The 23,786-nt window shown below is 55.5% G+C and carries 23 protein-coding genes and 1 tRNA gene; 18 read left to right on the plus strand and 6 right to left on the minus strand.

From position 1 onward, the window contains the following. Positions 1 to 213: 213 nt before the first annotated feature. Positions 214 to 1,467, plus strand: coding sequence for a tyrosine-type recombinase/integrase (locus tag V7650_RS10130; protein ID WP_335656124.1), 1,254 nt, complete (start codon positions 214 to 216; stop codon positions 1,465 to 1,467). A 281-nt stretch (positions 1,468 to 1,748) separates the two neighbouring features. Here the strand turns inward: V7650_RS10130 and V7650_RS10135 are convergent, their stop codons facing one another. Further along, complete coding sequence (locus V7650_RS10135) at positions 1,749 to 3,359, minus strand: AAA family ATPase (RefSeq protein WP_335656125.1); 1,611 nt, start codon at positions 3,357 to 3,359, stop codon at positions 1,749 to 1,751. Positions 3,360 to 3,716: 357 nt separating this feature from the next. Here V7650_RS10135 and V7650_RS10140 point away from each other — a divergent pair, with 357 nt between their 5' ends. From V7650_RS10140 to V7650_RS10155, 4 genes are all read left to right on the plus strand, one after another. Beyond that, on the plus strand, positions 3,717 to 4,319 hold the full coding sequence (locus tag V7650_RS10140; protein ID WP_335656126.1) for a hypothetical protein: 603 nt from the start codon (positions 3,717 to 3,719) through the stop codon (positions 4,317 to 4,319). 108 nt (positions 4,320 to 4,427) lie between these two features. Continuing rightward, complete coding sequence (locus V7650_RS10145; RefSeq protein WP_335656127.1) at positions 4,428 to 4,616, plus strand: helix-turn-helix domain-containing protein; 189 nt, start codon at positions 4,428 to 4,430, stop codon at positions 4,614 to 4,616. Positions 4,617 to 4,795: 179 nt separating this feature from the next. Further along, positions 4,796 to 5,761 carry a toprim domain-containing protein gene (locus tag V7650_RS10150; protein ID WP_335656128.1) on the plus strand — a complete coding sequence of 322 codons (966 nt, stop codon included), beginning with the start codon at positions 4,796 to 4,798 and terminating at the stop codon, positions 5,759 to 5,761. A 2-nt stretch (positions 5,762 to 5,763) separates the two neighbouring features. Next, entirely contained in the window at positions 5,764 to 7,101 is a 1,338-nt protein-coding gene (locus V7650_RS10155; RefSeq protein WP_335656129.1) for a phage/plasmid primase, P4 family, read from the plus strand. A gap of 329 nt (positions 7,102 to 7,430) precedes the next feature. On the opposite strand, the gene V7650_RS10160 is transcribed toward V7650_RS10155, so the two are convergent. Together V7650_RS10160 and V7650_RS10165 are read right to left on the minus strand one after the other, a co-directional pair. Continuing rightward, complete coding sequence (locus V7650_RS10160; RefSeq protein WP_335656130.1) at positions 7,431 to 7,751, minus strand: hypothetical protein; 321 nt, start codon at positions 7,749 to 7,751, stop codon at positions 7,431 to 7,433. 238 nt (positions 7,752 to 7,989) lie between these two features. Further along, positions 7,990 to 8,292, minus strand: a complete 303-nt coding sequence (locus V7650_RS10165; protein WP_335656131.1) for a hypothetical protein — start codon at positions 8,290 to 8,292, stop codon at positions 7,990 to 7,992. A gap of 906 nt (positions 8,293 to 9,198) precedes the next feature. Between V7650_RS10165 and V7650_RS10170 the strand changes: the two genes are divergently transcribed. The 5 genes from V7650_RS10170 to V7650_RS10190 all read left to right on the plus strand — a co-directional run bounded on the left by V7650_RS10170 (position 9,199) and on the right by V7650_RS10190 (position 10,990). Then, the gene (locus V7650_RS10170; RefSeq protein WP_335656132.1) at positions 9,199 to 9,378 is read left to right on the plus strand and encodes a terminase small subunit; all 180 of its coding nucleotides are present in this window, start codon (positions 9,199 to 9,201) and stop codon (positions 9,376 to 9,378) included. A gap of 5 nt (positions 9,379 to 9,383) precedes the next feature. Continuing rightward, positions 9,384 to 9,533, plus strand: coding sequence for a hypothetical protein (locus V7650_RS10175; RefSeq protein ID WP_335656133.1), 150 nt, complete (start codon positions 9,384 to 9,386; stop codon positions 9,531 to 9,533). Between the two features lie 104 nt (positions 9,534 to 9,637). Continuing rightward, the gene (locus V7650_RS10180; protein WP_335656134.1) at positions 9,638 to 10,051 is read left to right on the plus strand and encodes a hypothetical protein; all 414 of its coding nucleotides are present in this window, start codon (positions 9,638 to 9,640) and stop codon (positions 10,049 to 10,051) included. Positions 10,052 to 10,104: 53 nt separating this feature from the next. Beyond that, positions 10,105 to 10,503 (plus strand): hypothetical protein, encoded by a 399-nt coding sequence (locus V7650_RS10185; protein WP_335656135.1) that lies wholly within the window; start codon positions 10,105 to 10,107, stop codon positions 10,501 to 10,503. Then, positions 10,496 to 10,990, plus strand: coding sequence for an ImmA/IrrE family metallo-endopeptidase (locus V7650_RS10190; RefSeq protein ID WP_335656136.1), 495 nt, complete (start codon positions 10,496 to 10,498; stop codon positions 10,988 to 10,990). The genes V7650_RS10185 and V7650_RS10190 overlap by 8 nt, the downstream gene beginning before the upstream one ends. A 111-nt stretch (positions 10,991 to 11,101) precedes the next feature. Here the strand turns inward: V7650_RS10190 and V7650_RS10195 are convergent, their stop codons facing one another. Then, positions 11,102 to 11,755 carry a GIY-YIG nuclease family protein gene (locus tag V7650_RS10195; RefSeq protein ID WP_335656137.1) on the minus strand — a complete coding sequence of 218 codons (654 nt, stop codon included), beginning with the start codon at positions 11,753 to 11,755 and terminating at the stop codon, positions 11,102 to 11,104. A 125-nt stretch (positions 11,756 to 11,880) separates the two neighbouring features. Between V7650_RS10195 and V7650_RS10200 the strand changes: the two genes are divergently transcribed. Further along, positions 11,881 to 13,689 carry a site-specific DNA-methyltransferase gene (locus V7650_RS10200; protein WP_335656138.1) on the plus strand — a complete coding sequence of 603 codons (1,809 nt, stop codon included), beginning with the start codon at positions 11,881 to 11,883 and terminating at the stop codon, positions 13,687 to 13,689. A 3-nt stretch (positions 13,690 to 13,692) separates the two neighbouring features. Continuing rightward, positions 13,693 to 16,320: a DEAD/DEAH box helicase gene (locus tag V7650_RS10205; RefSeq protein WP_335656139.1), complete on the plus strand. Its 2,628-nt coding sequence runs from the start codon at positions 13,693 to 13,695 to the stop codon at positions 16,318 to 16,320. A 157-nt stretch (positions 16,321 to 16,477) separates the two neighbouring features. Here V7650_RS10205 and V7650_RS10210 read toward each other — a convergent pair. Continuing rightward, a tRNA-Ser gene (locus V7650_RS10210) sits at positions 16,478 to 16,565 on the minus strand. 219 nt (positions 16,566 to 16,784) lie between these two features. On the opposite strand from V7650_RS10210, the gene V7650_RS10215 reads away from it, so the two are divergent. The 6 genes from V7650_RS10215 to V7650_RS10240 all read left to right on the plus strand — a co-directional run bounded on the left by V7650_RS10215 (position 16,785) and on the right by V7650_RS10240 (position 22,280). After that, on the plus strand, positions 16,785 to 17,759 hold the full coding sequence (locus V7650_RS10215) for a peptidylprolyl isomerase (RefSeq protein ID WP_335656140.1): 975 nt from the start codon (positions 16,785 to 16,787) through the stop codon (positions 17,757 to 17,759). A 533-nt stretch (positions 17,760 to 18,292) separates the two neighbouring features. Beyond that, complete coding sequence (locus V7650_RS10220) at positions 18,293 to 19,273, plus strand: peptidylprolyl isomerase (protein WP_335656141.1); 981 nt, start codon at positions 18,293 to 18,295, stop codon at positions 19,271 to 19,273. 86 nt (positions 19,274 to 19,359) lie between these two features. After that, positions 19,360 to 20,472, plus strand: a complete 1,113-nt coding sequence (ald, locus tag V7650_RS10225; protein WP_335656142.1) for an alanine dehydrogenase — start codon at positions 19,360 to 19,362, stop codon at positions 20,470 to 20,472. 115 nt (positions 20,473 to 20,587) lie between these two features. Beyond that, entirely contained in the window at positions 20,588 to 21,559 is a 972-nt protein-coding gene (locus V7650_RS10230; RefSeq protein ID WP_335656143.1) for an oxidoreductase, read from the plus strand. 17 nt (positions 21,560 to 21,576) lie between these two features. Continuing rightward, a complete protein-coding gene (locus V7650_RS10235) occupies positions 21,577 to 21,765 on the plus strand; it encodes a DUF5818 domain-containing protein (RefSeq protein ID WP_335656144.1) in 189 nt (62 codons plus the stop codon). Further along, positions 21,762 to 22,280, plus strand: coding sequence for a GNAT family N-acetyltransferase (locus V7650_RS10240; protein ID WP_335656145.1), 519 nt, complete (start codon positions 21,762 to 21,764; stop codon positions 22,278 to 22,280). The genes V7650_RS10235 and V7650_RS10240 overlap by 4 nt, the downstream gene beginning before the upstream one ends. On the opposite strand, the gene rpoN is transcribed toward V7650_RS10240, so the two are convergent. Beyond that, entirely contained in the window at positions 22,277 to 23,785 is a 1,509-nt protein-coding gene (gene rpoN / locus V7650_RS10245) for an RNA polymerase factor sigma-54 (RefSeq protein ID WP_335656146.1), read from the minus strand. The genes V7650_RS10240 and rpoN overlap by 4 nt on opposite strands. Between the last annotated feature and the right edge of the window lies 1 nt (position 23,786).

Here is a 23,786-nt window from a genome sequence, read left to right on the forward strand (position 1 = left end):
AATAGCGAGAAATAGGTGGATGGCGGAGACGGAGTCCGCCTAACATACTTGTTCATAGATGTTCACTTAGGTTCGCAAATGGCCGTTTATCATGAGGTTTATGGCCATTCCTCTGAAGAGCAGCCTTCCGTATTCGTTCAAGACTGTTCGCTTGCGTTCCCATAAAACCACGCTATTATTTGGTAACGGTTATGGGAACGAAGAGAATTTTGGATGCCTAAAAAACTTAGCAACGCTTTAAAGCCATTGCAGGTCAAGGCCCTGCCAGCCGGTCGCCACACTGATGGCGGTGGTTTACAGTTGCTTGTCAAAAAGAGCGGTGCGCGATCATGGGTTTTTCGTTTCATGTTGGATGGCAAATCGCGTGATATTGGATTGGGAGCCGCAACCGGTCCCGATAATATTTCGCTTGCGCAGGCTAGAGACAAAGCGATTGATCTAAGGCGGCTGGTGCAATCCGGCATTGATCCCTTGCAGGAACGCGCCAGAATAGACGCTGAAAGCGAAGCCAAGGCTCAGGCAGCCCATATTGCCGGAATAACATTCAAAGCATCCGCTGAGGCTTATATCACGGCGCATTCGGATAGCTGGAAGAATGCCAAGCATCGAGCACAATGGCCAGCGACATTGGAAACCTATGTTTATCCCGTCATGGGAGATTTGCCCGTTGCCGATATTTCAACCGAGCATGTCATGGCTGTTATCGAGCCAATCTGGAAAACCAAGCCTGAAACTGCAAGTCGCGTTCGGGGCAGGATTGAAACCATATTAGATGCAGCAAAAGCTCGCGGCTATCGTCAGGGCGAAAATCCGGCACGGTGGCGCGGTCATATCGGGCTTATGCTCCCGACCCGGACCCGTCTGTCACGCGGCAAACATCCAGCATTGCCCTATGACGAAGTAAATTCGTTCATAACCGATTTGCAGTCCCGCGATGCAATGGCCGCACTGGCATTAGAATTTACGATATTGACTGCCGCTCGCTCCGGCGAAACCATTGGCGCGACTTGGGATGAAATGGATTTGAGTAAGGCTATCTGGACCATACCAGCCGAACGTATGAAAGCAGGCAAAAAACATCGCGTTCCCCTGTCTACCCGAGCAATCGAAATATTGGAAACCACGAAAGCCTTGGGCGGTGATCATCTATTTGTTGGCGCAAGGGGCGGCAAGCTGTCCAACATGGCAATGGCCATGATGATTCGCCGGATGCACGAGGCAAAGATCAAAGCGGGCCAAAAGGGCTATTTTGATCCCAAGCAAAACAGGATAGCAACGAGTCATGGCTTCCGGTCCAGCTTTCGGGATTGGGCAGCGGAAAGCACCGGCTATTCGCACGAAACCTGCGAAATGGCACTTGCCCATGTCATTGGCAATCAATCTGAAGCAGCTTACCGGCGCGGTGATCTATTCGATAAGCGGCGGAAATTGATGGACGCTTGGGCAGGTTATTGCGCCGCGCCATAAGTTGAATGCGACAATGCGACCCCCATCCGAGACAATTCCAATCGCTCAGCGTAAATTTCCGGTTCTGGGCCGTAAGCTAACAGTCGCTTCTCGAGAGCTGGACCGAGAAAAGCTGCCGTATGATCGAATGCTCATCAGCGGCGAGAAAATTCTGCAAAGGTGTGGCAATGGCCATCCTCCCGACACGACGATTGCCCCCCGTTCGGTTTCTTTGCGCGTGGCAACCTGACGTTCAGATTTATCAGTGAAGGTTTTCTAGGAGACTACTTCTGAGATATGATTCAGATTTCCAGTTTCGACTCCAAATCGCCGAACAATTTCCGGACGAAAGTTAAGGCAGTCTTGTCCACCGATAGCAAATGCCGGACAGCTTTCTCATAGTCGGATATAGTTCGGAAACCTAGTGCTGCCGTGATTTTAAGTAACGCCCCCGACTCTCGAACGGAACACGTTCGTAGAATTGTTTCCCAATCACCACCGGCAACGGCTGTGTCCAGCTCCGCTTTGCGGCTCCCGCATATCGTGGCTGCATCATTCTGGATGTTCAGATTTGATCCAATGAGCAACTGATCATCGTTCGGAATCTGCTCTAATATCAGTTTCCTGACCGATTTTTTTGCTGTATTCCGACTTAGCCGCTCAGTGTGATCTTTTATTTCGGCAACCCCTGCCGCGATTGCCACACTTGACATGGCAGTTGGGTCTCCGCCGGATGATTCTGCCTTGCGCTCCGATACCCAGGCAATTATCTGAGAATGGAAATAGATAGCCTCCACCGAATAATAAGGGACCAAATAGATACCCCTCTCGAGCTTCGAATGGAGCTGCTCTGGCTGATACCCGTCCCCATCAGCTATGCCGAACGCGCGAAGCCAGTGAAAGCCTTCACCAGCTTTGACACCTACGACAGCCTGCTCAACATCTTTGCAGCTTCCCTTCGGGATCACTGAAACCATCGGGAAAATAAGGCTATAGAGGGGCTTGTCGAGGCTGCTCTCCGTGCCCTCGACAAACAGCATCTTTCTTCTTGCCCCAAGAAGGTCTCGCTTCAAGATGTCGTCGAGAGGCGCGTCCGCTGGAAGCTCGTCTGCCTCCCATCCCTGAACGCTCGTTCCGTTGAAGTTGCAACTTCGAATGAGTAGTGATCTGGCGCCATCAACTTCAAGCGGTAGGTCATGGTCGTGAGTCGAAATGACAAATCCACAGTCAGGCCGTCTCTCAAAGAGTTGACTCAGCAAAGGTGCTATTATTGAGCGATGCAGGTGGCGTTCGGGTTCGTCAATTACGATGAGAGTTCCTTGGGCAGAAGTTAGCACATTCCCGGCGATCAACAGCGCGTTTCTCTCTCCATCAGATAATTGAGCTGCACTGTATTCCGGCCCGCCATTCTTGCTCGCCATCACGCGTTCATTGGCCTGGATGCTAATGATGATTGGAATGTTCGATTGGCGTAAGAGTTCATTGATTACGGCAATGGGGGCTTCGACCTTGGCTGCCTCGGCAACTTTTTCCATCTCTCCTTGATCGTAAGCTTTCGCTATTGCTCGAGCCCGCACATTCTCAGCGTCTATCAATTCATAAATTGTCATACTGGCGCGCTGAGCAGCGTAGGAGTCCCTATACCTCGATTGCTCTTGCCTATCTTCGTTCAGGATATTTTTCTCAGTTTGAACCTTGGCCGCAGGTGTCATATCCAAGGCATCAGTGTTCATCCAAGTCTGTCGATGCGCTGCAATTTTTCTGACTTGTTCTCGGTTCTGGCTCGCAAAGCGATGCATCAAGCTCGACTTTCCAGTCCCGTTCGCACCTAGGACGAAGATCATCTCACCCGCTTCAAGCGTCAACTCAAATGCGTCACCATTGCTTCTGGGAAAGTTCAGATCAAAGCTCATCGTAGTGCTCAGTTAATTATGCCAAGGCCGTCATCAAACTCAACTAGTCCAACCCGCTGCTGTAGAGCAAACCGTTTGTTTCAATGTCCGTTATCGGGAGACTAAACAAGATACGGCAATGACCGAAATGAGGGCGCAAATCCGATATTAAAATTGGATCGTGGTGATGTCTGCATACGAGTCATCAGCTGCCGCGGCCGTCAGGCAATCAGTATTTCTCTTGGCGGGAATGTGGTCAAGTTTTTCAGTAACTTCGAAAAGACCTCACGTGCACGTTCGATCATGTTCTGATACGTTCATTAACTTGATTTCGCTCTACTGCAATTTGTTGCGTACAAAGAAACCAGGGTTTGACAAATGACAAAGCAAAAACGCATCCAAGTTCGACCAGTCCAGAACCCAGGGATGGTGCGCAAAATTTTCAGGCGAGTTTTCCAAACTGCAATACGCATCAACCCCAAATTGGTACATCCGCTGTCCGTAATTGCTGATCTTCGGGTTGGCTCGCTTGCCAGCCTTGATCTCTACCTCAAGCAAAACAAAGGTATAGCCGATCGGGAGGTAGCCTTGGAGCTCCGCAAGTTGATTTCCGGTTCGCGCTATAGATCCAAATTTCGGCTGATTGTCATCGAACATCCAGACCGGCCGAAATCAAAGGGTGGGCGACCTCTAAAAAAGATGCAAAGGCCGTCCGAAGAAAAGTTCAAAATTGCCCGCGAATTTCGGGCTGCAAAGAGACCGGGTGAAGTCGAATCTGCCGCTCAGCAAGTCGCTGACTTGTATGAAATAACAACGGGTAAGGTTTATCGATTTAGTCGGGACGTTGCCGATTATCAAGCCACTCAGGTTGTTGCCGAGGCCGTGCAGCTAGAGCAGGAAGAGCGGACTCTGGAACTTCAACTACGACGCGAGAAAATACTGAAAGCAGCAAGAAAGTCGAAGCTGGGTTTAGATAAATGAGTTGTTTTGCTAAAACCTGAACAGGTTTCGTGAAGCTGAATAGTTTTGCAGACTTCAGATTTACAACATATCTGGATGGCCGTTCTCGAACTTGAACGGAGTCATTCGATGAAAAATGAAAACAACTACCCGCCAAAACTGGCCTATAGCATCAAAGAGGCCTGTCAGGTTTCTAGCCTGGGAAGGACGACAATTTATGCCCATATTGCTAACGGGCGCCTCGATGCAACGCATATTCGAGGGCGCACTGTAATTCCCGCAGAGAGCCTTCGCGCCCTGATTGCCGGGGAGGTATGAGCTATGCCCCACAAAAGCGAAACCCGCGCGGTTGAGGCGCGGGCATCGCGGAATAGCTGTGGCGGCTGTTTCCGTGATCCTCATACCCTAACCGCTTCCCAATCGCAAGAAATCCCTTACCTCATCACCCTTCACATTGGCGAAGCTGAACTAGCCCGGTTGGCAGAGGGGAGGCCGCGATGAATCGTAGCTACTCGGTTGGCAGGCGGTGCCCGATTGAAGCGATTGACATCTTCATTGATGCAATGGCGAAGGCCGGCATTGTCCCAATGGAACCGATCAGCCTCACCTCAGGCGAACTGTGCCGCTTTCGCTGTGTTGGTGATAATATGGGCAGACGCAATGGCTGGGCCGTCCTGCATTATGACAGCGGGGTCGCTTGCGGAGCCTTTGGCAACTGGCGCTCAGGCAAGGGCAACAAGTGGCGATTTGGCAAAAATGGGCATTCGCTCAGCACCCACGAACGCCGCGTCATGGCCGATGCTGCCCGACGCCGCGAAGCTGATCGCCATCAAGCGACTGAACGTGCCGCAGTATTTGCCCGCAATATGTGGTGCAGTGCTAGCAATGCCGACCCAGCCCACCCTTATCTTGCGCGCAAATACCTGCACCCGTTCGGCATTCGGCAACAGGCCAGCTGTCTAATCGTACCGCTGGTGGATGACGCCGCGCTGTTGCATTCCGTCCAGCGCATTGGACCTGATGGTAAAAAGCTGTTTGTGAAGGGCGGGCGCACCAAGGGCTTATTCTGGCCCTTCGGTGTTTGGCCGCTGGATGGCAAGCCGGTTGCTGGTCCGCTTGTCATTGCCGAGGGCTGGGCGACAGCGGCAGCAGTTCATGAGGCAACGGGCTTTGGCGTGGCAGCGGCGATGAACGCGTACAACCTCATCCCGGTTGCCGAGACAATGCGACGTCTGTTTCCTGATCGCTGCATTGTCATTGCTGCCGACCATGATGGCGGATCCGGCGACAATGTCGGCCTGATCGCCGCGACAAAGGCCGCACAGGCCAGTCGAGCGATTGTGGCCAGTCCAACGCCCCCCGGACAGGCAACGGCCTGTACGAGTCTTAAAATCGATTTCGCGGACATTCCTCGCGATCAAGCTGCTGCACTTATCCGACGTGCTATCGGCAGGGAGGCGTAATTATGGGCGAGGTCAAGATTATCCCGCAGGTCCAGCCCGGTTGGTTATCACCCGATGGCAAACCCACCGAGGAATCCTTGGCGCGCGAATGGGTGACGCTGCATGGCAGGGAATGGCGTTTCGATCATACCGCCCGAAAGTGGCTTCATTGGGACGGCCAACGCTGGTCGAAAGATGATTGCCGTCTTATAGGTTATCTATTGGCGGAACATTTGCGGGCCGCTGGTGCTGCAACAAAATCCACCAGCATCGCCAGCACGAAGACCGCACGCGGTGTGGAGATATTCGCCAGCACGAATCCGGCCATCGCCCGAACACATGATGCATGGGACGTTGATCCATGGTTGCTGGGGACGCCTTCCGGCACTGTGGATCTGCGCACCGGCAAAATCTTTCCAGCCGATCCAGGTCAGCAAATCACCAAGCTGGCGGCTGTAGCGCCCGGCGATGGCACGCCCACGTTATGGTTGCGGTTTCTGTCTGAAGCGGCGGCGGGCGATCAGGCAGTTATCGGTTTTCTTCGGCGCTGGTGCGGATATTGCCTGACGGGCTCCACCCGCGAGCACGCCTTTGCTTTTATCCATGGGCCGGGGGGCAACGGCAAGTCTGTGTTCCTCAATGCCGTTTCAGGAATACTGGGCGAATATGCGGCGACAGCGGCGATGGAAACTTTCGCGGATTCGCGCAACGACCGGCATTCAACTGAACTGGCCATGCTTAAGGGTGCCCGGCTCGTGACTGCTAGCGAAACCGAGCAAGGGCGCGGCTGGGCAGAGTCCAAGGTTAAGGCGATCACTGGCGGCGACCCGATCACCGCACGCTTCATGCGGCAAGATAATTTCACTTTCACTCCGCACTTCAAGTTAATGATCGCGGGCAACCATGCCCCTAGCCTGCGCAACGTCGATGATGCCATGCGGCGGCGGCTTAACATCCTGCCCTTCGTGGGGAAGCCTGCATATCCCGACCGCGAACTTGAAAACAAACTGCGCGCGGAATGGCCCCAGATGTTGGCTTGGATGATCGAAGGTTGCGTGGAGTGGCAGCACAAGGGGTTGCAGCGGCCCGATGCTGTGGCGGGCGCGACGGACCGCTATTTTAGCGATCAAGACGTGTTTGGCCAGTGGATGGACGATCAGTGCGAACGCGCCGACGGTGTTTTTGAGCAGCCTACCCCGCTATTCAAGTCATGGTCTGATTATGCTGTAGATGCAGGCGAACATCCTGGCAACGCAAAGGACTTCAAAGCAAATCTGGAGCGGCGCGGCATTCATCGAGCCAAGACTGTGGGCCTGAAAGTTTACCGCGGCATTTCTCTCCAGAAAGCTTCTCATGATTGATTGGGGCCACGAGGGCCACGTGGGGCCACGAAGAACTGACAGCGCTTCACCCGCGCGCGTGAAGCCGATAATGGCGTTTTGCTGGCCCCACGTGGCCCCAATGCAAGCAAAATCCCGGTTTTCTAACGTTTCTTGGAGCCACGTGGGGCCACGAGGTGGTAGTGTTATTCAATTTTCAGCCAGTAGTAGAACGAAATGAGTTGCGGGAATGATCGAGCAGGCAGGCAATGACTTCTGCAACAGCGGGCCAAATTCACGGCTTCGATAATTCTGATGACTTGCCAGACACGGACAACATTGCCTTTGGCAACGGCAACGTTATCGGTTAGTCACTCGACAAAAGGCGGCGTGTTCGCTTTCGACGGCGGCGTGGCTTGAGTGATAGTTTGTAAATCGACGTAGGCAGAAACAGCCGCACTTCCTGCTCCGATACCTGCAATAGCGAGGCCCGCGACACCAAAAATAACCTGCCATCCTGAAAAGGAAATCAGTTTCCTAACTTCGACCAGCTTGCCGTCCCAATATAGATTTCCCTCTTTATCGACCCCAAGGTAGCCGAGCCGATCCACGTCCATCGTAAAAACGTGCGCGGGCCAATCCTTTTCTTCAGGCCGCCGTTCACGATCAGTCTTCCATACTAGGTCTATCATTGGAATATCCTCCGCAATCTAAATCCGCTAGGCAGAAACCATTTCTGCGCCGGAAGCGGTTTTCTCGTTATTGGCCCACCGATCCAGCGTAATCATAGGGTATTTTCACCAGCCGAAACCAGAAAACTGGATCGCCCATTGCAATCAATAATTCGGCACGGCGGATGCTGACCGATCAGGCTATAATCCGGCCCCCTGGCCCAAAAACATTAATCAACAGATCGCGGACGACACTGGGCTATCGTTCGCGGACTAAGCCGCCCAATACACGGTAGTAAGTCTCATCTATCAGCACGGGCTTATTGACCGTTGCATTGTTATAAAGGACAACGTTGCCGTATTCGAACTCTCGCTCAGGGTCAAAACCGCCAACGTCAATAATTTTCTCAAACCAGTATGCTCCGGTCATGCGCTCAATGCCGACAGCGCGGCCCACAAGTTCGCCGAACTGATAAATCCCGTCCGGTTCTCTATCTGGTGTAACTGTGATTAATTTGCGAGCTTCATTTGTCATTGCGATCGGCACTGTGAAAAGTTTCACGATAACCACTAGTGCGAACAAGCAAACGAGCGCCATTATTCCACCGAATGCCGATATTGGGTACTGCCCGGTAGTTAGCCATGTTGCCACAACGGCACCAACGGCTGCGACGATACAGGTTATTATAGCACTAACTTTATGCCAACGAACGAACTCGGCGGCTTCTGTGAATACGCGCCTTACTAGTTCCCAAAGAGTGACGGGCTCCATGACGTTTTATAGGATCAGCATCTGTGATTGCAAACTATACAATATTGGAAGCTGATTGAGGTTAGGAAATAAAGAATCCAGCCGGGCGTGCCGACCAGCGGGAAGGCGAGTATAAATCCTTTAAGGTGCGGGTTCATTTTGAGCTTATCAAGAACTAAAGAGACGGCCGGGGCCGGGTTAAGTCCCTCTCGCGCGCGCGCGCGAGACGCTGGTGGTAATGGCGATATTGTGGTCTTACCTTCTCTTGCACATCAACGATGCTAGGCTAGCCCTAAAGCTAAACGGCGCTATGACCGATTTTAAGGCCCACACAGCGCCATTGATGACAAACTAGCAACCCCCCTTGCCGAACCAATATCGCGCCCAGAGCGGCGCCTGTGATCGACCAACGGGGCGAGGCGCACGGGATGCGAGGGCGAGCGCTTGCGTCATTGCGCGGCGCTTACGATTGGTGAGGACATGCGTGGGCTCATGCTTTGTTTTGGCCTTGTGCCGCAGTAATCGAAAAACTGCCTCGGCATGCGGCAGAACTGTTGATCTGGAGTCTATTGGATGACATCGAACAATCGTTCGCTAATGGTCATTTTGTCGACGAACAATCTATATCACAAGCAATTATTGGAGCGGCCAAATAGCTTGCCGGACAATGAGACATGAACAAGTTGGCAGAACGAACTGTCAGGCCTTGGCCAATCAATGAAATGCAATGAAGGGAGACGCCCGCACAGCTCGCTGGGCTACAAGCAATCTCGTTTCGTCGAGGAATATCTGATCGACCTGAACGCAATTCAGGCTGCAATCCGCTCTGGCTATAGTTCAAGCAGTTATCGAGCCAAGCAATATCCTTGCACGAACGAAGGAAATAGGGCAAAATAGCGACAATGGACAAGAAGACCTCCTCGCCGCAGCCAGAGAGCCTGAAAATGGCGCTGATGGCCCGCGTGTTCGAGCGGACAGCGGAGACGGCGACGTCAGCGACGGAGCGGGCACACTTCCGCAATCTGGCCAAGAAAGCACAAGCGAAAGCGTAACAACAGGTAACGCTGATCCCGGTGAAAGTGCTGGATCAGATGCCCCGCCGGCTGACACGCAGGAAAGCAAGAAGGACAAGCTCCCGGCGACAAGCAGTAGCGGGATGCAAACTCTTGGTGGGCGCGCAGACGATACCTACACGGCAGCCGACGTCGATCCACCCAAACCCAATATGAAGGCTGGATTTGACAGGGCCGACAGCGACAATGATGTGCAGCAGACTATCCTCGACGCAATCGAACGCGGTTTAATCCGTGACGGCGACATGCTGGAAATGGGTAATCCGCGATGGGCTCTTGAAAGAGGCTATGCAGATATTGGTCCGGTCGATGGCTACCGACGCGGGCGGCTGACAGAAAAAGGCAAGGTACGGCTTGCCGAGTTAAACGGAGAAGTGGCTCCCGACGCAGCCGGCAGCGACGCTGACGCACGAGATAATGCACCGCCATCCCAACCTATTGAGGATTTCGGCGAAAAACTGGAAGGCGCCCGCGAAGGGACCTATATACCTGACTAGCCACGGCAATTAGGTAGATTGACTTTTTGTCTGTCGGTCGAGTAGCTAAAGACATGGAGAACAGATTAAAGAAACTAGAGAAGACTGTAGACCAGCAGGGGTATCTGCTTTTGATTTTTATGGTCATTATGTTATTCGACACGGCTGCTATTCTTGTCCTTTGGGGGCAAGAGGGGACTCCTAATTTTGATCATATTGCGGTGTCGATGACGGTCTTCCAGACCTTGTTTGGAATCGCTGCGCTTTACGGATTTTGGGCGCTAAGAGGTCTGACTAAGGAAAAGGCGGAAGATGTTGCTGAAAGAGAGATTAATAAGATCGCTCCACCCCTTGTCCGAAGGCAAGTCATAGAAAGTTTGCGGAACTTACCGAGAGACACTATATCAGATACAGATCTAGACGCGATAGTCAGCGCAACTGGTGACACTGAAGAGGAGGGTGGTAATGGATAATGAAATGCAGATCGTAGCTAGCCACCTTGCTAGTGCCCCCGTCGATCTAGGTGCAATATTTTCTGATTTGTGCATTGACTACAGCGAGCAATATATTGCCACTGGCGAGTCTGCATGGATAGAGCGCAATGGCGATCGCTTCAGTGTTGTAGTCAATTCAAGTGAGCCAGAAGCTAGGAAGCGCTTCAGCGCGGCACATGAACTGGCGCACTATCTTCTGCACCGCGATCTTATGCATAATGACGGCGATCGGATGATGAGGCACATAGACAGACTATATGGCTTACCAGTAGACAATCCAGCGTCTCCATTCACCCGGCAACACGAGGTGCAGGCCAATAGGCTTGCAGCGCAGATAGTTATGCCTGGCCCTTTGGTCCGAGAAAGGCATAGCGCCAAAAATGATGTTGCCGCGCTAGCTGCTGAATTTCAGGTTTCAAAACTAGCTATGGAAATCAGATTAAAAACATTGGGTCTAGCCAGTTAATCAATAATCCGATTCATTGCGTCAACTGGGCTTTGAAGGCGGGCTTATCGCCAATCCGGTCCATCGTAGTTATCCGGTGGGGCAACATTTGGCCACATGGTTGCCGCCTCCCTAGCCGTTGCCTCTACGGTAGTCCAAATTATCGTCCAAATCCTCTAGGCTTGGTTTGCTAATGTTGCAGAGCTTTACCCCATCAAAAGCCCAATAGGCAGGGCCTTGGATTGCGGTCCAATCATAGCCCATTTCATTTACAACAGCCAAGGCAGCAGCCGACAAACTCATTTCTTCCCCGCGAAACAGAACTTTTCTAGCGCCGGTAACAGTGCAAGTGATTTGGTCGTCTTTAACAAATGTAAGCGTGCTGCCCAATGGCACGTTCAAGTTTTTGAATGTACGTACTTCACGTCGGGATCGCATTTCCTCAATATCTTGACGTTCATTAGCATCAATGTCTTGCTCTTCATCTGTGATTATAACTTTGTCGATGGCCACTAACTCTATGATGGCTTTCGCCAAGTCCGGCTCAATTGTGAAAAACTCCCTATTCCGCCTCGCCCGATTTTCACCGAATACAAAATGCAAAGTGCGTTCAACCTTGCGACAATCCGCAACATGGGCGGCAAAATAGCATTCAAATGGGACAGGTATGGAAGTATTATCCAACTGCTTAACCCTATCGCCAATGTCATTTTGCTGCGTTAGGCCAATCTTGACATATCCAGGCATCGCTTCATTTGTAAGTATATAGACAATACCGCCTATCATTCATCTCACCTTTTCAATTCAACTTGATTCTTTGATATTATTGAACAGCAAGTAAGCTGAATGGAATGCTTGTGGCAAGCTCGAATATCCTGCTAAGCACATTGGGCAAAAAGGGGGTGTCTCGCGTGCCAGAACTGAATTTCAAGGGTAAAGAATTTGTCTATAACCATCATTTGACGGTGCCCTTCCGTCCGCTTAAAATTCACCCCGACAAGGGGATTGGCGAACCTACACTGGACGGCAATCTGATAATCCACGGGGATAATCTGCACGGCCTGAAGGCGCTTTTGCCCACGCACGCGGGTAAAGTGGACTGCATCTTTATCGACCCGCCTTATAACACGGGCGAAGAGCAGTGGTGCTATAACGACAACGTTAATTCACCCATGATCAAAGAATGGCTGACTGACAACCCGATTGGCATTGACGACGGACTTCGTCACGACAAGTGGGCATCCATGATGTGGCCAAGGCTAAGGCTACTTCATGAGTTACTTTCTGATGACGGCAGCTTTTGGATGACGATCGATGATAATGAAATACATCACGCACGACAACTTCTAGACGGTGTATTCGGCGATGATAAATTCATAGCATGCTGTGTTTGGCAAAAACGCTATTCACGTGAAAATCGCGAAGCAATTGGTGACGTGCACGATTACGTATTGGTATATTCAAAGTCACCAGGAGTGTTTAAAGCTCTCCGAAATAAGCTGACTCCAACGGAAGGGCAGCTAAAGGTCTACACCAACGCCAACAATGATCCGAAGGGTCGTTGGCGCGGGATTCCGATGACGGCACAGGGTAGTCGCAAAAATCAGATGTATCCAATCAAAACGCCAAAGGGGGCTGTTCATTTGCCACCTGAAGGTCGTTGCTGGAGTATGATTGAATCCGAGTTTAAGTTGCTCGAAAAGAAGAAACGTATTTGGTTTGGCCAAGACGATTTGGGACAACCCAATGTTATCAGGTATATTGATGAAGTTGAGGGATTTGTGCCTTGGACGTGGTGGCCGAGTAACGAAGTTGGGCACACCGACGAAGCCAAGAAGGAAATGCACAGCATCTTTGGAAAAGAAGACGCTTTCCCCACGCCAAAGCCAAAGAGATTGCTCAAGAGAATTATTGAAATTGCTACTCGCAAGGATTCTATAGTCTTAGATTCTTTCGCTGGATCGGCCACGACGGCGCATGCCACTCTTGATGCTAATCTGCGAGATGGGGGGTGCAGAAAATTCATTATGATTGAGGGCGAGGACTACGCGGACAAGCTAACTGCCGAACGCGTGCGACGTGCTATAAATGGTTATGCTTTTAAAGGATCCCAGAAAGACGAGCTGCTCAGGGAACCACTAACATTCACGAAGCTGAAAAACGCGGCTGGCCTTATGGAGCAGGTGCAAAAAATCGAAACGCTGGACGGCCCAAAATACGATAAGATAGCCAAGACGGTAAAGGAGGGTGCGCTTATCGTAACTGGCGAACGGTCGGTTGATAAGAAAACGAAAGGCCTTGGCGGCACATTCACCTATTGCACGCTGGGTAATCCCATAGACATGGATGGGCTGCTAACTGGCGATGAACTGCCAGCCGCAAATGCTCTGGCTGGATTGCTTTTTCACACGGCCACCAATCAGGCCTTCGACCCAAGCCAACTTGTCGCTTCGCCCGATATCGGTGAAGGTGTGCACCGGCTGGGCAGTGCCAACGGGCGACATTTTTGGCTCTTCTACAAGCCCGAACTGGACTGGCTGAAATCGGGCGAGGCGGCTTTGACCTTGTCTAATGCCCGCGCAATCGCAGCAACGGAAACGGGTGATCATTTGGTATTTGCGCCAGCAAAATTTGTATCGCGTGAATTGTTGGAAACGCAAAAACTGCCTGTGGAATATGCGCCGCTTCCGTACGCACTCTACCGTGTTGAAACGGCCTGATAGATGGCGTTTCGCGAGTTAGACTATCAAACCCGCGCTTTGAATGCGCTGGATGCCTATCTGGAGGCTTTGGAGCCTGAAAAGGTAAAGGCGGATAAGGTTGCGGCTGTGATTGCCGACAATCCCGATCTGGGCTTCGAATTGCCCGATTATCCGGCGAAAGCATGGGATACCTTGAAGGCCAATGGAAAGCTACCCGCCAGCCGCGCTGAAGTGCCATATTCCCCGCGCCAAAGCGGTCACGGCCAGCCGGTGCCCAATGCCACGCTAAAAGTGCCCACGGGCGGCGGCAAGACCTATCTGGCTTGTTCGGGCGTATCACGAATATTTGGACGCTACCTGCAGAAGAACACTGGCTTCGTGTTGTGGATTGTGCCGAATGAGGCGATTTACAGCCAGACAGTGCGAACCTTGCGCGACCGCCAGCACCCTTACCGTCAAACGCTAGACCGGGCGGCGGCTGGGAAGGTCAAGATATTGGAAAAGGGCGACCCGCTGCACCGCGCCGATGTGGACGCCAATCTCTGCGTCATGGTGCTTATGCTGCAATCGTCTAACCGGCAAAACCAAAACAGTTTGAAGCTGTTTCAAGACCGGGGCGATGTGCATGGCTTCACGCCAGCGGAAGGGGAACAAGCGGCGCACAAGGATTTGCTGGAGGCAGTGTCTAACCTCTCCCAATATGACTTAGGTGATGGTGGCCCCCAATGGCCGATGGTAAAAGACAGCGTCGGCAATGCCCTGCGAATAATTCAGCCGGTTGTGGTGATGGACGAAGGGCAGAAAGCCACGTCCAATTTGGCTTTCCAGACGCTGTACGGCTTCAATCCAACATTCGTGTTGGAGTTAAGCGCGACCCCCAAAGATGTGAAAGCGCAAAAGGCAACTGAAGCACTGGAGGCGATGCCAGCGCGAACGGCGAATGTGCTAGTCGAAATCAAAGGTAGAGAGCTGGAGCAAGAGGGCATGATAAAAATGCCACTCAATATCCAGCCGATGACTGGCACGGATTGGAAGGACACGCTTCGCGCTTCACTGGACAAGCTGAACGTGCTTGATTCCAGTGCTAAAACCTATCGCGCTGAAGGTGGCAGCTACATTCGTCCAATTCTATTGGTGCAAGCGGAACGCACTGGCGCGGAGCAAAGAGACGCCGGTCTTATTCATGCCGATGACGTAAAAGCGTGGCTGCTAGCGGCTGGACTGAATGAAGCAGAAATTGCGTTGAAAACGTCCGAGGTGAATGATCTGGACAAGCCGGAAAATGAAGATTTGCTCTCGCCAATGTGCCGTGTGCGCGTGATTATCACCAAAGCCGCTTTGCAGGAGGGTTGGGATTGCCCGTTTGCCTATGTCCTGTGTTCCTTGGCCGCTTCGGGCAATGAAAGCGCTATGACTCAACTTGTGGGACGTATCCTGCGCCAGCCGCATGCTTTGCGAACCGATGTTCCCGATCTGGATGAAAGTTATGTCTTTACACACCGCGCTGAGACAGCGGCTGTGGTGACAGCGATCAAGGCGGGGCTAGAGGCAGACGGCCTAGGCGATCTGATTCAGGATGTAAGCGTAGCGGGTGCGGCGGCTGGCTTGGCAACCAAACGCAAGGTGACGCGCCGCGACAAGTTTCGCCAAACCGATATTGCATTGCCACAAGTGTTATGGATTGAGGAAGGACAGAATGCGCGGCCGCTGGACGCTGAGAGCGATCTATTCCCTGCGATTGACTGGCCAGCAAGCGATATGGAGGCCCTTGCTGATAGCTTACCAGAAAATGCTCACGCGGCGGCAAGTCAGATTATCAAGGTGCGATCCAGTGATGATGGCGACTTTGTAACCGATACAAAAAACATTAATGGCGGAGAGGCAGAGTTTGATCCTGCCTACGCGGTGCGAATGCTGATTGATATTGTCCCGAATGCCTATGTCGCGCGTGAATTGGTCGGGCGCGTATTGGCGCGGCTGGGCGAGCGCGGCTTTGATGCCGACAAAATTGGGCGGCTATCAGCTTTCATAATCGACCAAATGCGAAAAGCGTTGAGTAAATGGCGCGAACGCGAAGCGGCAAAGCTGTTTGGTGATCGGCTGGATAGCGGCCAGATCGAGTTTCGTATTCGCGGCGATGGCGGCGATTGGATTGCGCCCGATCATATCTGGACCACGGCGGCGGAAAATGCAGCGCCATTGTTAAGCAAAACGCATGGCGCATTAGAACGTAGCTTGTTTTTGCCGGTCTATGCTGGGGAATTGAATCCTGACGAAACAGGGGTTGCCGTCTATTTGGACGCCGAAACAGTCGTCAAATGGTGGCACCGCAATGGCTCCGAACGCGCCAGCTACTCGTTACGCGGCTGGCGGAAAGGGAATGTCTATCCAGACTTTGTTTTTGCTGCGTTGCGTGATGATAGCGGCGAACGGATTGTGGCACTCGAAAGCAAGGGCGATCAACTGGCGGGCAATCTGGACACGGAATACAAGCGAGAATTGCTAGAAAAACTGACTAGCGCTTATGGTGCCGTAGTAGCGGGAGATGAAAGCAAGCTCGAGCTTGGCGGCAAAGATATTGACTATAAAGCGGCGGTCGTGCTGTTCAGTGAGTGGAAAGCCGAAGTGCCGAAATTGCTTAAAGGGTAACGGTTTTCTGCGACGTTTCGAGCGTGCTCGGAGCTTGCTCTCGCAATAGAGTTGCGTTTTGTGCAGTTGCAGTATCGGGTAACGCAAATTCTTTTTGGTTACCATTATGGGAACAAACTCCATTTTTGGGAAATTATCTAATAAAATCAATGGTAAATGGCGGAGACGGAGGGATTCGAACCCTCGATAGGTTGCCCTATACACGCTTTCCAAGCGTGCGCGATCGACCACTCTGCCACGTCTCCGCAAATGCCGCCTGACCCGTGAATCTGGTCGATTGTCAGACAGCGTTGCTCCCCTAATGCCGGAATCGGGCTTTCGCAAGCGATAGTGTCGGGTTAGGGTGATCGGGCACATAATGTCAGAAATGAAACCCGTCAGGGGTGAGCCTGTCGAACCCCGCCTCCGGACGCGAGGCGTCCTTCGACAAGCTCAGGACTAGCGAGACAAGCCGGGATATCACCATGAACAGATTATGCTCCATCGCATCGCTCGCGGCTCTTGCCCTGGCGGCTCCCCTTTCCGCCCAGGAAGCTGACAAACCGGAATATCCCAGCCCCGGCGAAATTGTCAAACAGGCCACGCCAGAAGAATGGCTGGCGATCGCGCCCAGCGACCTGCTGGTGATGGACCTCGCGCCGGATGCAGCAGGAGAGGCCCGCCGCGTGATCATCCAGCTGATGCCCGAACCCTTTTCGCAGGGCTGGATCCGCAATATCCGCAAGCTGGCCGCCGCGCACTGGTGGGATGGCACCTCGATCAACCGGGTGCAGGACAATTATGTCGTGCAATGGGGCGATGCGAGCGAGAAGAAGGCGTTGCCGGAGGGTCTGGAGACGGTGCCGGAGAGCGAATATGTGACGCCCATCGCCGACGATATGGTGATCAATGGCATGGCAACCCATATCATAAGCCAGGCATCCAATGACAAATATTTCCCGTCCAACGGGAAAGATCCCTACACCAATGAAACCAGCTTCATGACGGGCTGGCCATTCGGGTTTGCCGACAATGGCGTTTCGCCCGTCCACTGCTACGCCGCGGTCGGCGTCGGCCGCAATCTTTCCCCGGACACCGGCAGCGGCGCCGAGCTTTATACCGTGATCGGCCATGCGCCGCGCCATCTCGACCGCAATATTGCCGTGGTCGGGCGGGTCATCGAGGGGATCGAGCATCTCTCCAGCCTGCCGCGCGGCAAGGGGGATTTGGGATTTTATGAGGATGAAGGCAAGCGCGTGCCGATCAGCTCGATCCGGCTGGCCAGCGCATTGCCGACAGCCGACCAGCCACGCTTCGAATACTTGAACACCGACGGCGACACCTTCGCCAAATATGCCGACGCCCGCGCCAACCGCCGCGATCCGTTCTTCAACCTCCCCGCCGGCGGCGCCGACATCTGCAATATTCCGGTGCCGGTGCGCAGGGTGAAGGCGGAGTGAGTCAAGCCGTGCACCTGCGCAGGCAGGTGCCCATCTCCAGCCCTTGCGTCTGACCGCGCGTTCCCGAGATGGATCCCCGCCTTCGCGGGGACACAGTCTGGCAATTCCCCCTTTCCTACACCCACCCAATTCGGTTACTCTCACTCCATGCTCCGTCCCCGGTCCTTTCTATTCCACCCGCAGTTTCTAACCATTTTCCGGCCAAATCCTTTTCCGCAATAGGGGGTGTGACCCTGTGTGACCCAGGGCAAGGACGGTATATGCTGAGATGACTTTGTTCCCCGGCGAAGGCCGGGGCCCAGAACAGTCCTGGACTTGCGTTGCAAACCCACCGTCAGGACTCGCCTCGACCCCGCCCTGCGGCGGGGCACGGAAATCGCCTTTCCTACATCCCGCAAATTGGGTAAGCAGGACTTATGAAAAGCAGGACCGCCTTGCCCCTCATTCCAGCCCTTTTGCATCCTTTTTGGCGCAGCGGGCGTTCTTTTTCTTAACCTTGTAAACTTTGTAAAGTTCGTCCCGGGACATATCGCATGCCAAACCGCTTTCTATTAGCACCCATCGCTTTTTTCGCCATTGCCGCCGCCTTTTTGTCACCGGCACTGGCGCAGGAAGAACCGCCCAGCGCCACGCCCGCGGAAATCCTCGCCGCCGCGCCCGCCGAGCACTGGCTGCCCATCCCGGTCAGCGACCTGCTGGTTCTGACCCTGCCCGATGCCGCCGACGGCACCAAGCGGCAGGCGGTGATCCAGCTGCTGCCGGCGGAACTGTCGGGCGGCCATGTCCGCAACGTCGGCAAGCTTGCCGGAAGCCACTGGTGGGACGGCACCAAGATCTACCGCGTGGCAAAGGATTTCGTCACCCAGTTCGGCGGCAATCCCGATTCCAAGTCCCCGCCCAAGACGCTCGAGACCGTGCCGGAAAGCGAATATTATAACGCCGCGCTGGGCACCCGGCGCGACGCCGACATGGCAGCGCTCGATGCAGCGGTCGCCTACAGTAACCAGTATCAGGGCACGGAAATCCGGCCGCTGATGAAGATGATCTATGAAAATACCGGTGCGCAGAAGGTCGGCTTCGGCGGCGGCTGGCCGATCGGCAGCCAGACCATCGACGGCGAGGCGAAATATTACCCGCTGACCTGCCGCGGCGCGCTGTCGCCGGCCCATTATGATCCGCCGGACACCGGCAGCGGCACCGAGATGTCGGTGATCACCGGCGAGGCGGCGCGCAACCTCGACACCACCTTCGGCATGGTCGGGCGGGTGATCGACGGACTCGAGCATCTGCAGGATCTGCCGCTCGGCACCGACCCCGGCGGCTTCTATGCCGACAAGGCAGAGCATGTCCCGATCCGCTCGATCCGGCCCGCCCTCGAGCTGCCGCTGGCCGACCAGCCGCGTTACGAATATCTCGCCAGCTACAGCCCGGCGATCCTGCAATATATCGAAGCCCATGGCGGCTATGGCAATATTTGTACCGTCCCGGTGCCGATACGAAAAGTTTCAAAATAGGGTAATATTATTACAGAGCATCTCGCGCGACCCGTCATTTGCTGGTAACGCGATGCCACTAGATAGAGCAGAACAGGAGCCTCCCCATGCGCGTCGGAACCCCACGGGAAATCAAGAATCACGAATATCGGGTCGGCCTGACCCCCGAGTCGGTCCGCGAACTGGTCGCCCATGGTCATTCGGTACTGGTTGAAACCGGCGCCGGGCTCGGCATCGGCGCCGAGGACGCGGAATATGTCGCCGCCGGCGCGCAAATAGCCAAAACCGCGGCGGAGATTTTCGAACAGTGCGACATGGTCGTCAAGGTCAAGGAACCGCAGCCGGTCGAGCGGGCGATGCTGCGCGAGGGCCAGATTCTGTTCACCTATCTCCACCTGGCTCCCGATCCGGAGCAGACCACCGATCTGGTCCGGTCGAAGGCGATCTGCATCGCCTATGAAACGGTCACCGGCACCGGCGGCCTGCCGCTGCTCAAGCCGATGAGCCAGGTTGCCGGCCGCATGTCGATCCAGGCCGGTGCGACCGCGCTGGAAAAGGCTCATGGCGGCCGGGGCATCCTGCTCGGCGGCGTGCCCGGCGTTGCACCGGGCAAGGTGACGATCATCGGCGGCGGCGTGGTCGGCTTCAACGCCGCGCAAATGGCCTCCGGCCTCGGCGCCGACGTGACCATCCTCGACCGCAATCCCGAAGTGCTGGAATCGGTCGGCACCTTTTTCGAGACGCGCGCCAAGACCCGTTTCTCGAACAAGGCCAATCTCGCCGAATGCGTGGCCGAGGCCGATCTGGTAATCGGCGCGGTGCTGATCCCCGGCGCCGAAGCGCCCAAGCTGGTCACCCGCGACATGCTGGCGACGATGCGTCCGGGCTCTGTGCTCTGCGACGTCGCCATCGACCAGGGCGGCTGTTTCGAAACCTCGAAAGCGACCACCCACGAAGACCCCACCTATGTCGTCGATGATATCGTGCATTATTGCGTCGCCAACATGCCGGGTGCGGTCTCGCGCACCTCGACCTACGCGCTCAACAATGTCACCCTGCCCCATACTCTGGCAATCGCCGACAAGGGCTGGGAGGCGGCGCTGCGCGACGACCGGCATCTCGCCGAGGGGCTGAATGTCTGGAACGGCCATGTCACCTACAAGGCGGTCGCCGAGGATCTCGGCTATGAATATATGTCGGCGGCCGAGATACTGGGGTAGAGGGCGGATGATTGTGGCATTGATCGGTTGGTGGTGAGCTTGTCGAACCACGCTTCCCGTCGACAGGCGTCCTTCGACAGGCTCAGGACTAACGGCAAAAGCAAGGGAATATGAAATGGCAGCAGCAGACCAGAAACCGCTCGGCTCCGGCTTCCACGCCAAGAGCGAGCCGCACGAGGTCCTCGCCGGCATCGACCTGACCGGCAAGACAGCGATCATCACCGGCGGCTATTCGGGTATCGGTCTCGAGACCACAAGGGCGCTTGCCAACGCAGGCGCCACGGTAATCGTCCCGGTGCGCGACCCGGCGAAGGCGGAGGAGAATCTGTCGACCATCGAGGGCGATGTCTCTTCGGCACAAATGGATCTCGCCGATCTCGACTCGGTGCGCGCCTTTGCTTCCTCGGTCTATGACAGCATCGATGCGCTGGACCTGCTGATCAACAACGCCGGCATCATGGCCTGCCCGCTGGAACGGGTGGGTCCGGGCTGGGAAAGCCAGTTCGGGGTCAACCACATGGGCCATTTCGCGCTGACCCGCGCGCTGCTGCCGCTGCTCGAAAAGGCCGATGCACCGCGCGTGGTGGCGCTGTCCTCGGTGGCCCACAAGCGGAACGGCATCCTGTGGAACGATATCCAGTTCGAGACCAGCGACTATCAGAAATGGGTCGCCTATGCCCAGGCGAAGAGCGCCAACGCCCTGTTCGCCAATGCGCTCAGCCGCCGGATGCAGCCCTTCGGCGGGCGCGCATTCTCGGTCCATCCGGGCGGGATCTTCACGCCGCTGCAGCGCCATTTGCCGCAGGAGGAACAGATCGAGCTGGGCTGGATCAACCCGGACGGCTCCATCCCCGCGGCGGTCGCCGATATCTTCAAGACACCGGCGCAGGGCTGCACCACCACACTATGGGCCGCCACCTCGCCGCTGCTGGATGACATGCCCGGTGTCTATTGCGAGGATTGCGATGTCGCGCAGCTGGCCGGAGCCGATTCGCTGCCGTTCCAGCATTGCGCCCCGCATATTGCCGATGATGCCGATGCCGAAAGGCTCTGGGAGATCAGCGAGACTCTGCTCGCCGCAGCCTGATGGGGACGGATCAGCAAATGGACCAGGAATATGCCGGCCTGCTGCAGCGCGATGCCGCCGGCTTCCTGCTGCAATGCGACGATGGCGACCGCTACCGGCTGGAATTGCTGCGGACGCCGATTGACGAAGTGGAAAAACGCGTGGTGGTGACCGGCCGGGTCCGGGACGACAGCGTCCTGGAAGCCGATGGGGTGCGGCCGGCGTGAAGCTGGACCGCGCCACTGCCGGTGATGTCGAACCGCTGCGCGTGCTGATCGAAAGCGCCTATCGCGGCGACAGCGCCCGGCGCGGCTGGACCCACGAGGCCGACCTGCTCGACGGTCAGCGGACCGATGCGAAGGCATTGCGCGAGATCATCGCGGCCGGTGATCAGGTGATCCTGCTGGCGAGACAGCAGCACGCCATCCGCGGCTGCGTTCAGCTCTCCTGGCTCGGCGACGGGCTGGCCTATCTCGGCTTGCTGACCGTCGATCCGTCGCGTCAGGCGGCCGGGCTGGGCAAGGAACTGCTCGGCCGGTCGGAAGACTTTGTCCGCGAACACTGGCAGGCAACGGCCATCGAGATGACCGTGATCCGGCAGCGCAGCGACCTGATCGCTTTTTACGAGCGGCGCGGCTATGTGCGGACCGGCGAGCACCGGCCCTTTCCGCACGGCGATCCGCGCTTCGGGCGGCCGAAAACGCTCGAACTGGAATTCGCGGTGCTGCGGAAGATAATCTAGCCGGCGCGGCCTTCCAGCGCCTTCTGCCGGCGGCGCTGCACCGAGCTGCCGAGGCCGAGCGCCTCGCGATATTTGGCGACGGTCCGGCGGGCAATGCCGAAGCCCTGGGCCTGCAGCAGCGTCACCAGCTTGTCGTCGGACAGGATCTTCTTGGGGTCCTCACTGTCGATCAGCGACTTGATATGGCTCTTTACCGCCTCCGCCGACGCTGCCTCGCCCCCGGTCGATGACTGGATGCCGCTGGTGAAGAAATATTTGAGCTCGAACGTCCCGCGCGAGCAGGACAGATATTTGTTGGACGTCACCCGGCTCACCGTCGACTCGTGCATCTCGATCTTCTCGGCCACGTTCTTCAGCGTCAGCGGCCGGAGATGCGCCACACCCTGGCGGAAGAACGCCTCCTGCTGCTTGACGATCTCGGTCGCGACCTTGACGATCGTGCGCTGCCGCTGGTCGAGCGCCTTGACCAGCCAGTTGGCGTCGGCGAGGCATTCGTTCAGCCATTCCTTCGACTGCTTGTCCTGCGCGCCGTCCTTCAGCTCGCTGTAGTAGCTGCGGTTGACCAGCACGCGCGGCAGCGTGGCGCTGTTCACCTCGATGATCCACTTGCCCGACCGCTCCGCCACGAATACATCGGGCACCACCGACTGCACCGCCCCGCCACCGATCTTGCAGCCCGGCTTCGGGTCGTAGTTGCGCAGCTCCGCAATCATATCCATCAGATCTTCATCGTCGACCCCGCAGATCCGCTTCAGTTGCGGCAGCGCGCCCCTGGCCAGCAGGTCGAGATTGTCGATCAGCCGCGCCATTGCGGGATCGTAGCGATCCGCGTCCTTGGCCTGCAGCGCCAGGCATTCCGCCAGATTGCGGGCGCCCACCCCGACCGGATCGAGCGTCTGGACCACACCCAAGATACGGTCCACATCGGCCAGGCCCACGTTCAGACGCTGCGCCAGTTCGAGCAATTCCGCCTGCAGATAGCCGCATTCGTCGATCTGGTCGATGATATGCTGGGCGACGAACAGATCGGCACCCGAAAGCACCGCTCCGGCCTGATCCATCAGATATTCGGTCAGCGTGATCTCGGCGACCAGCATATTCTCGAAATCCGGCGCCTCTCCCGCTGCTCCGGCACCGGAGCCGCTGCCATTGAGACCGAGCTGGCCGTCCAGCGCGCCATCGCTTTCGGAAAGGCCGCCATTGGCGAAACTGTCCGTATCGCCCTGCATGTCGAGGGTCGATTCGGATTCTGCCGGTCCGGAGGTCAGGATCTCGTCGCTGCCCTGCGCCGCGGCTTCGCTTGGTCCTGCATCGGTCTCGGGCAGGTCGCCGCTCTCCACGGACAGCTCGCCGGTATCGAGGAGCGGATTCTTCTCTATCTCGTCGGAGATAAAGCTTTCGAGTTCGAGATTGGACAAGGTCAGCAGCTTGATCGCCTGCTGCAGCTGCGGCGTCATCACCAGCGACTGGCTTTGTCGCAAATCGAGACGAGGCGCGAGAGCCATG

It is taken from the genome of Parasphingorhabdus sp., from assembly GCF_036964565.1.
GTDB lineage: Bacteria > Pseudomonadota > Alphaproteobacteria > Sphingomonadales > Sphingomonadaceae > Parasphingorhabdus.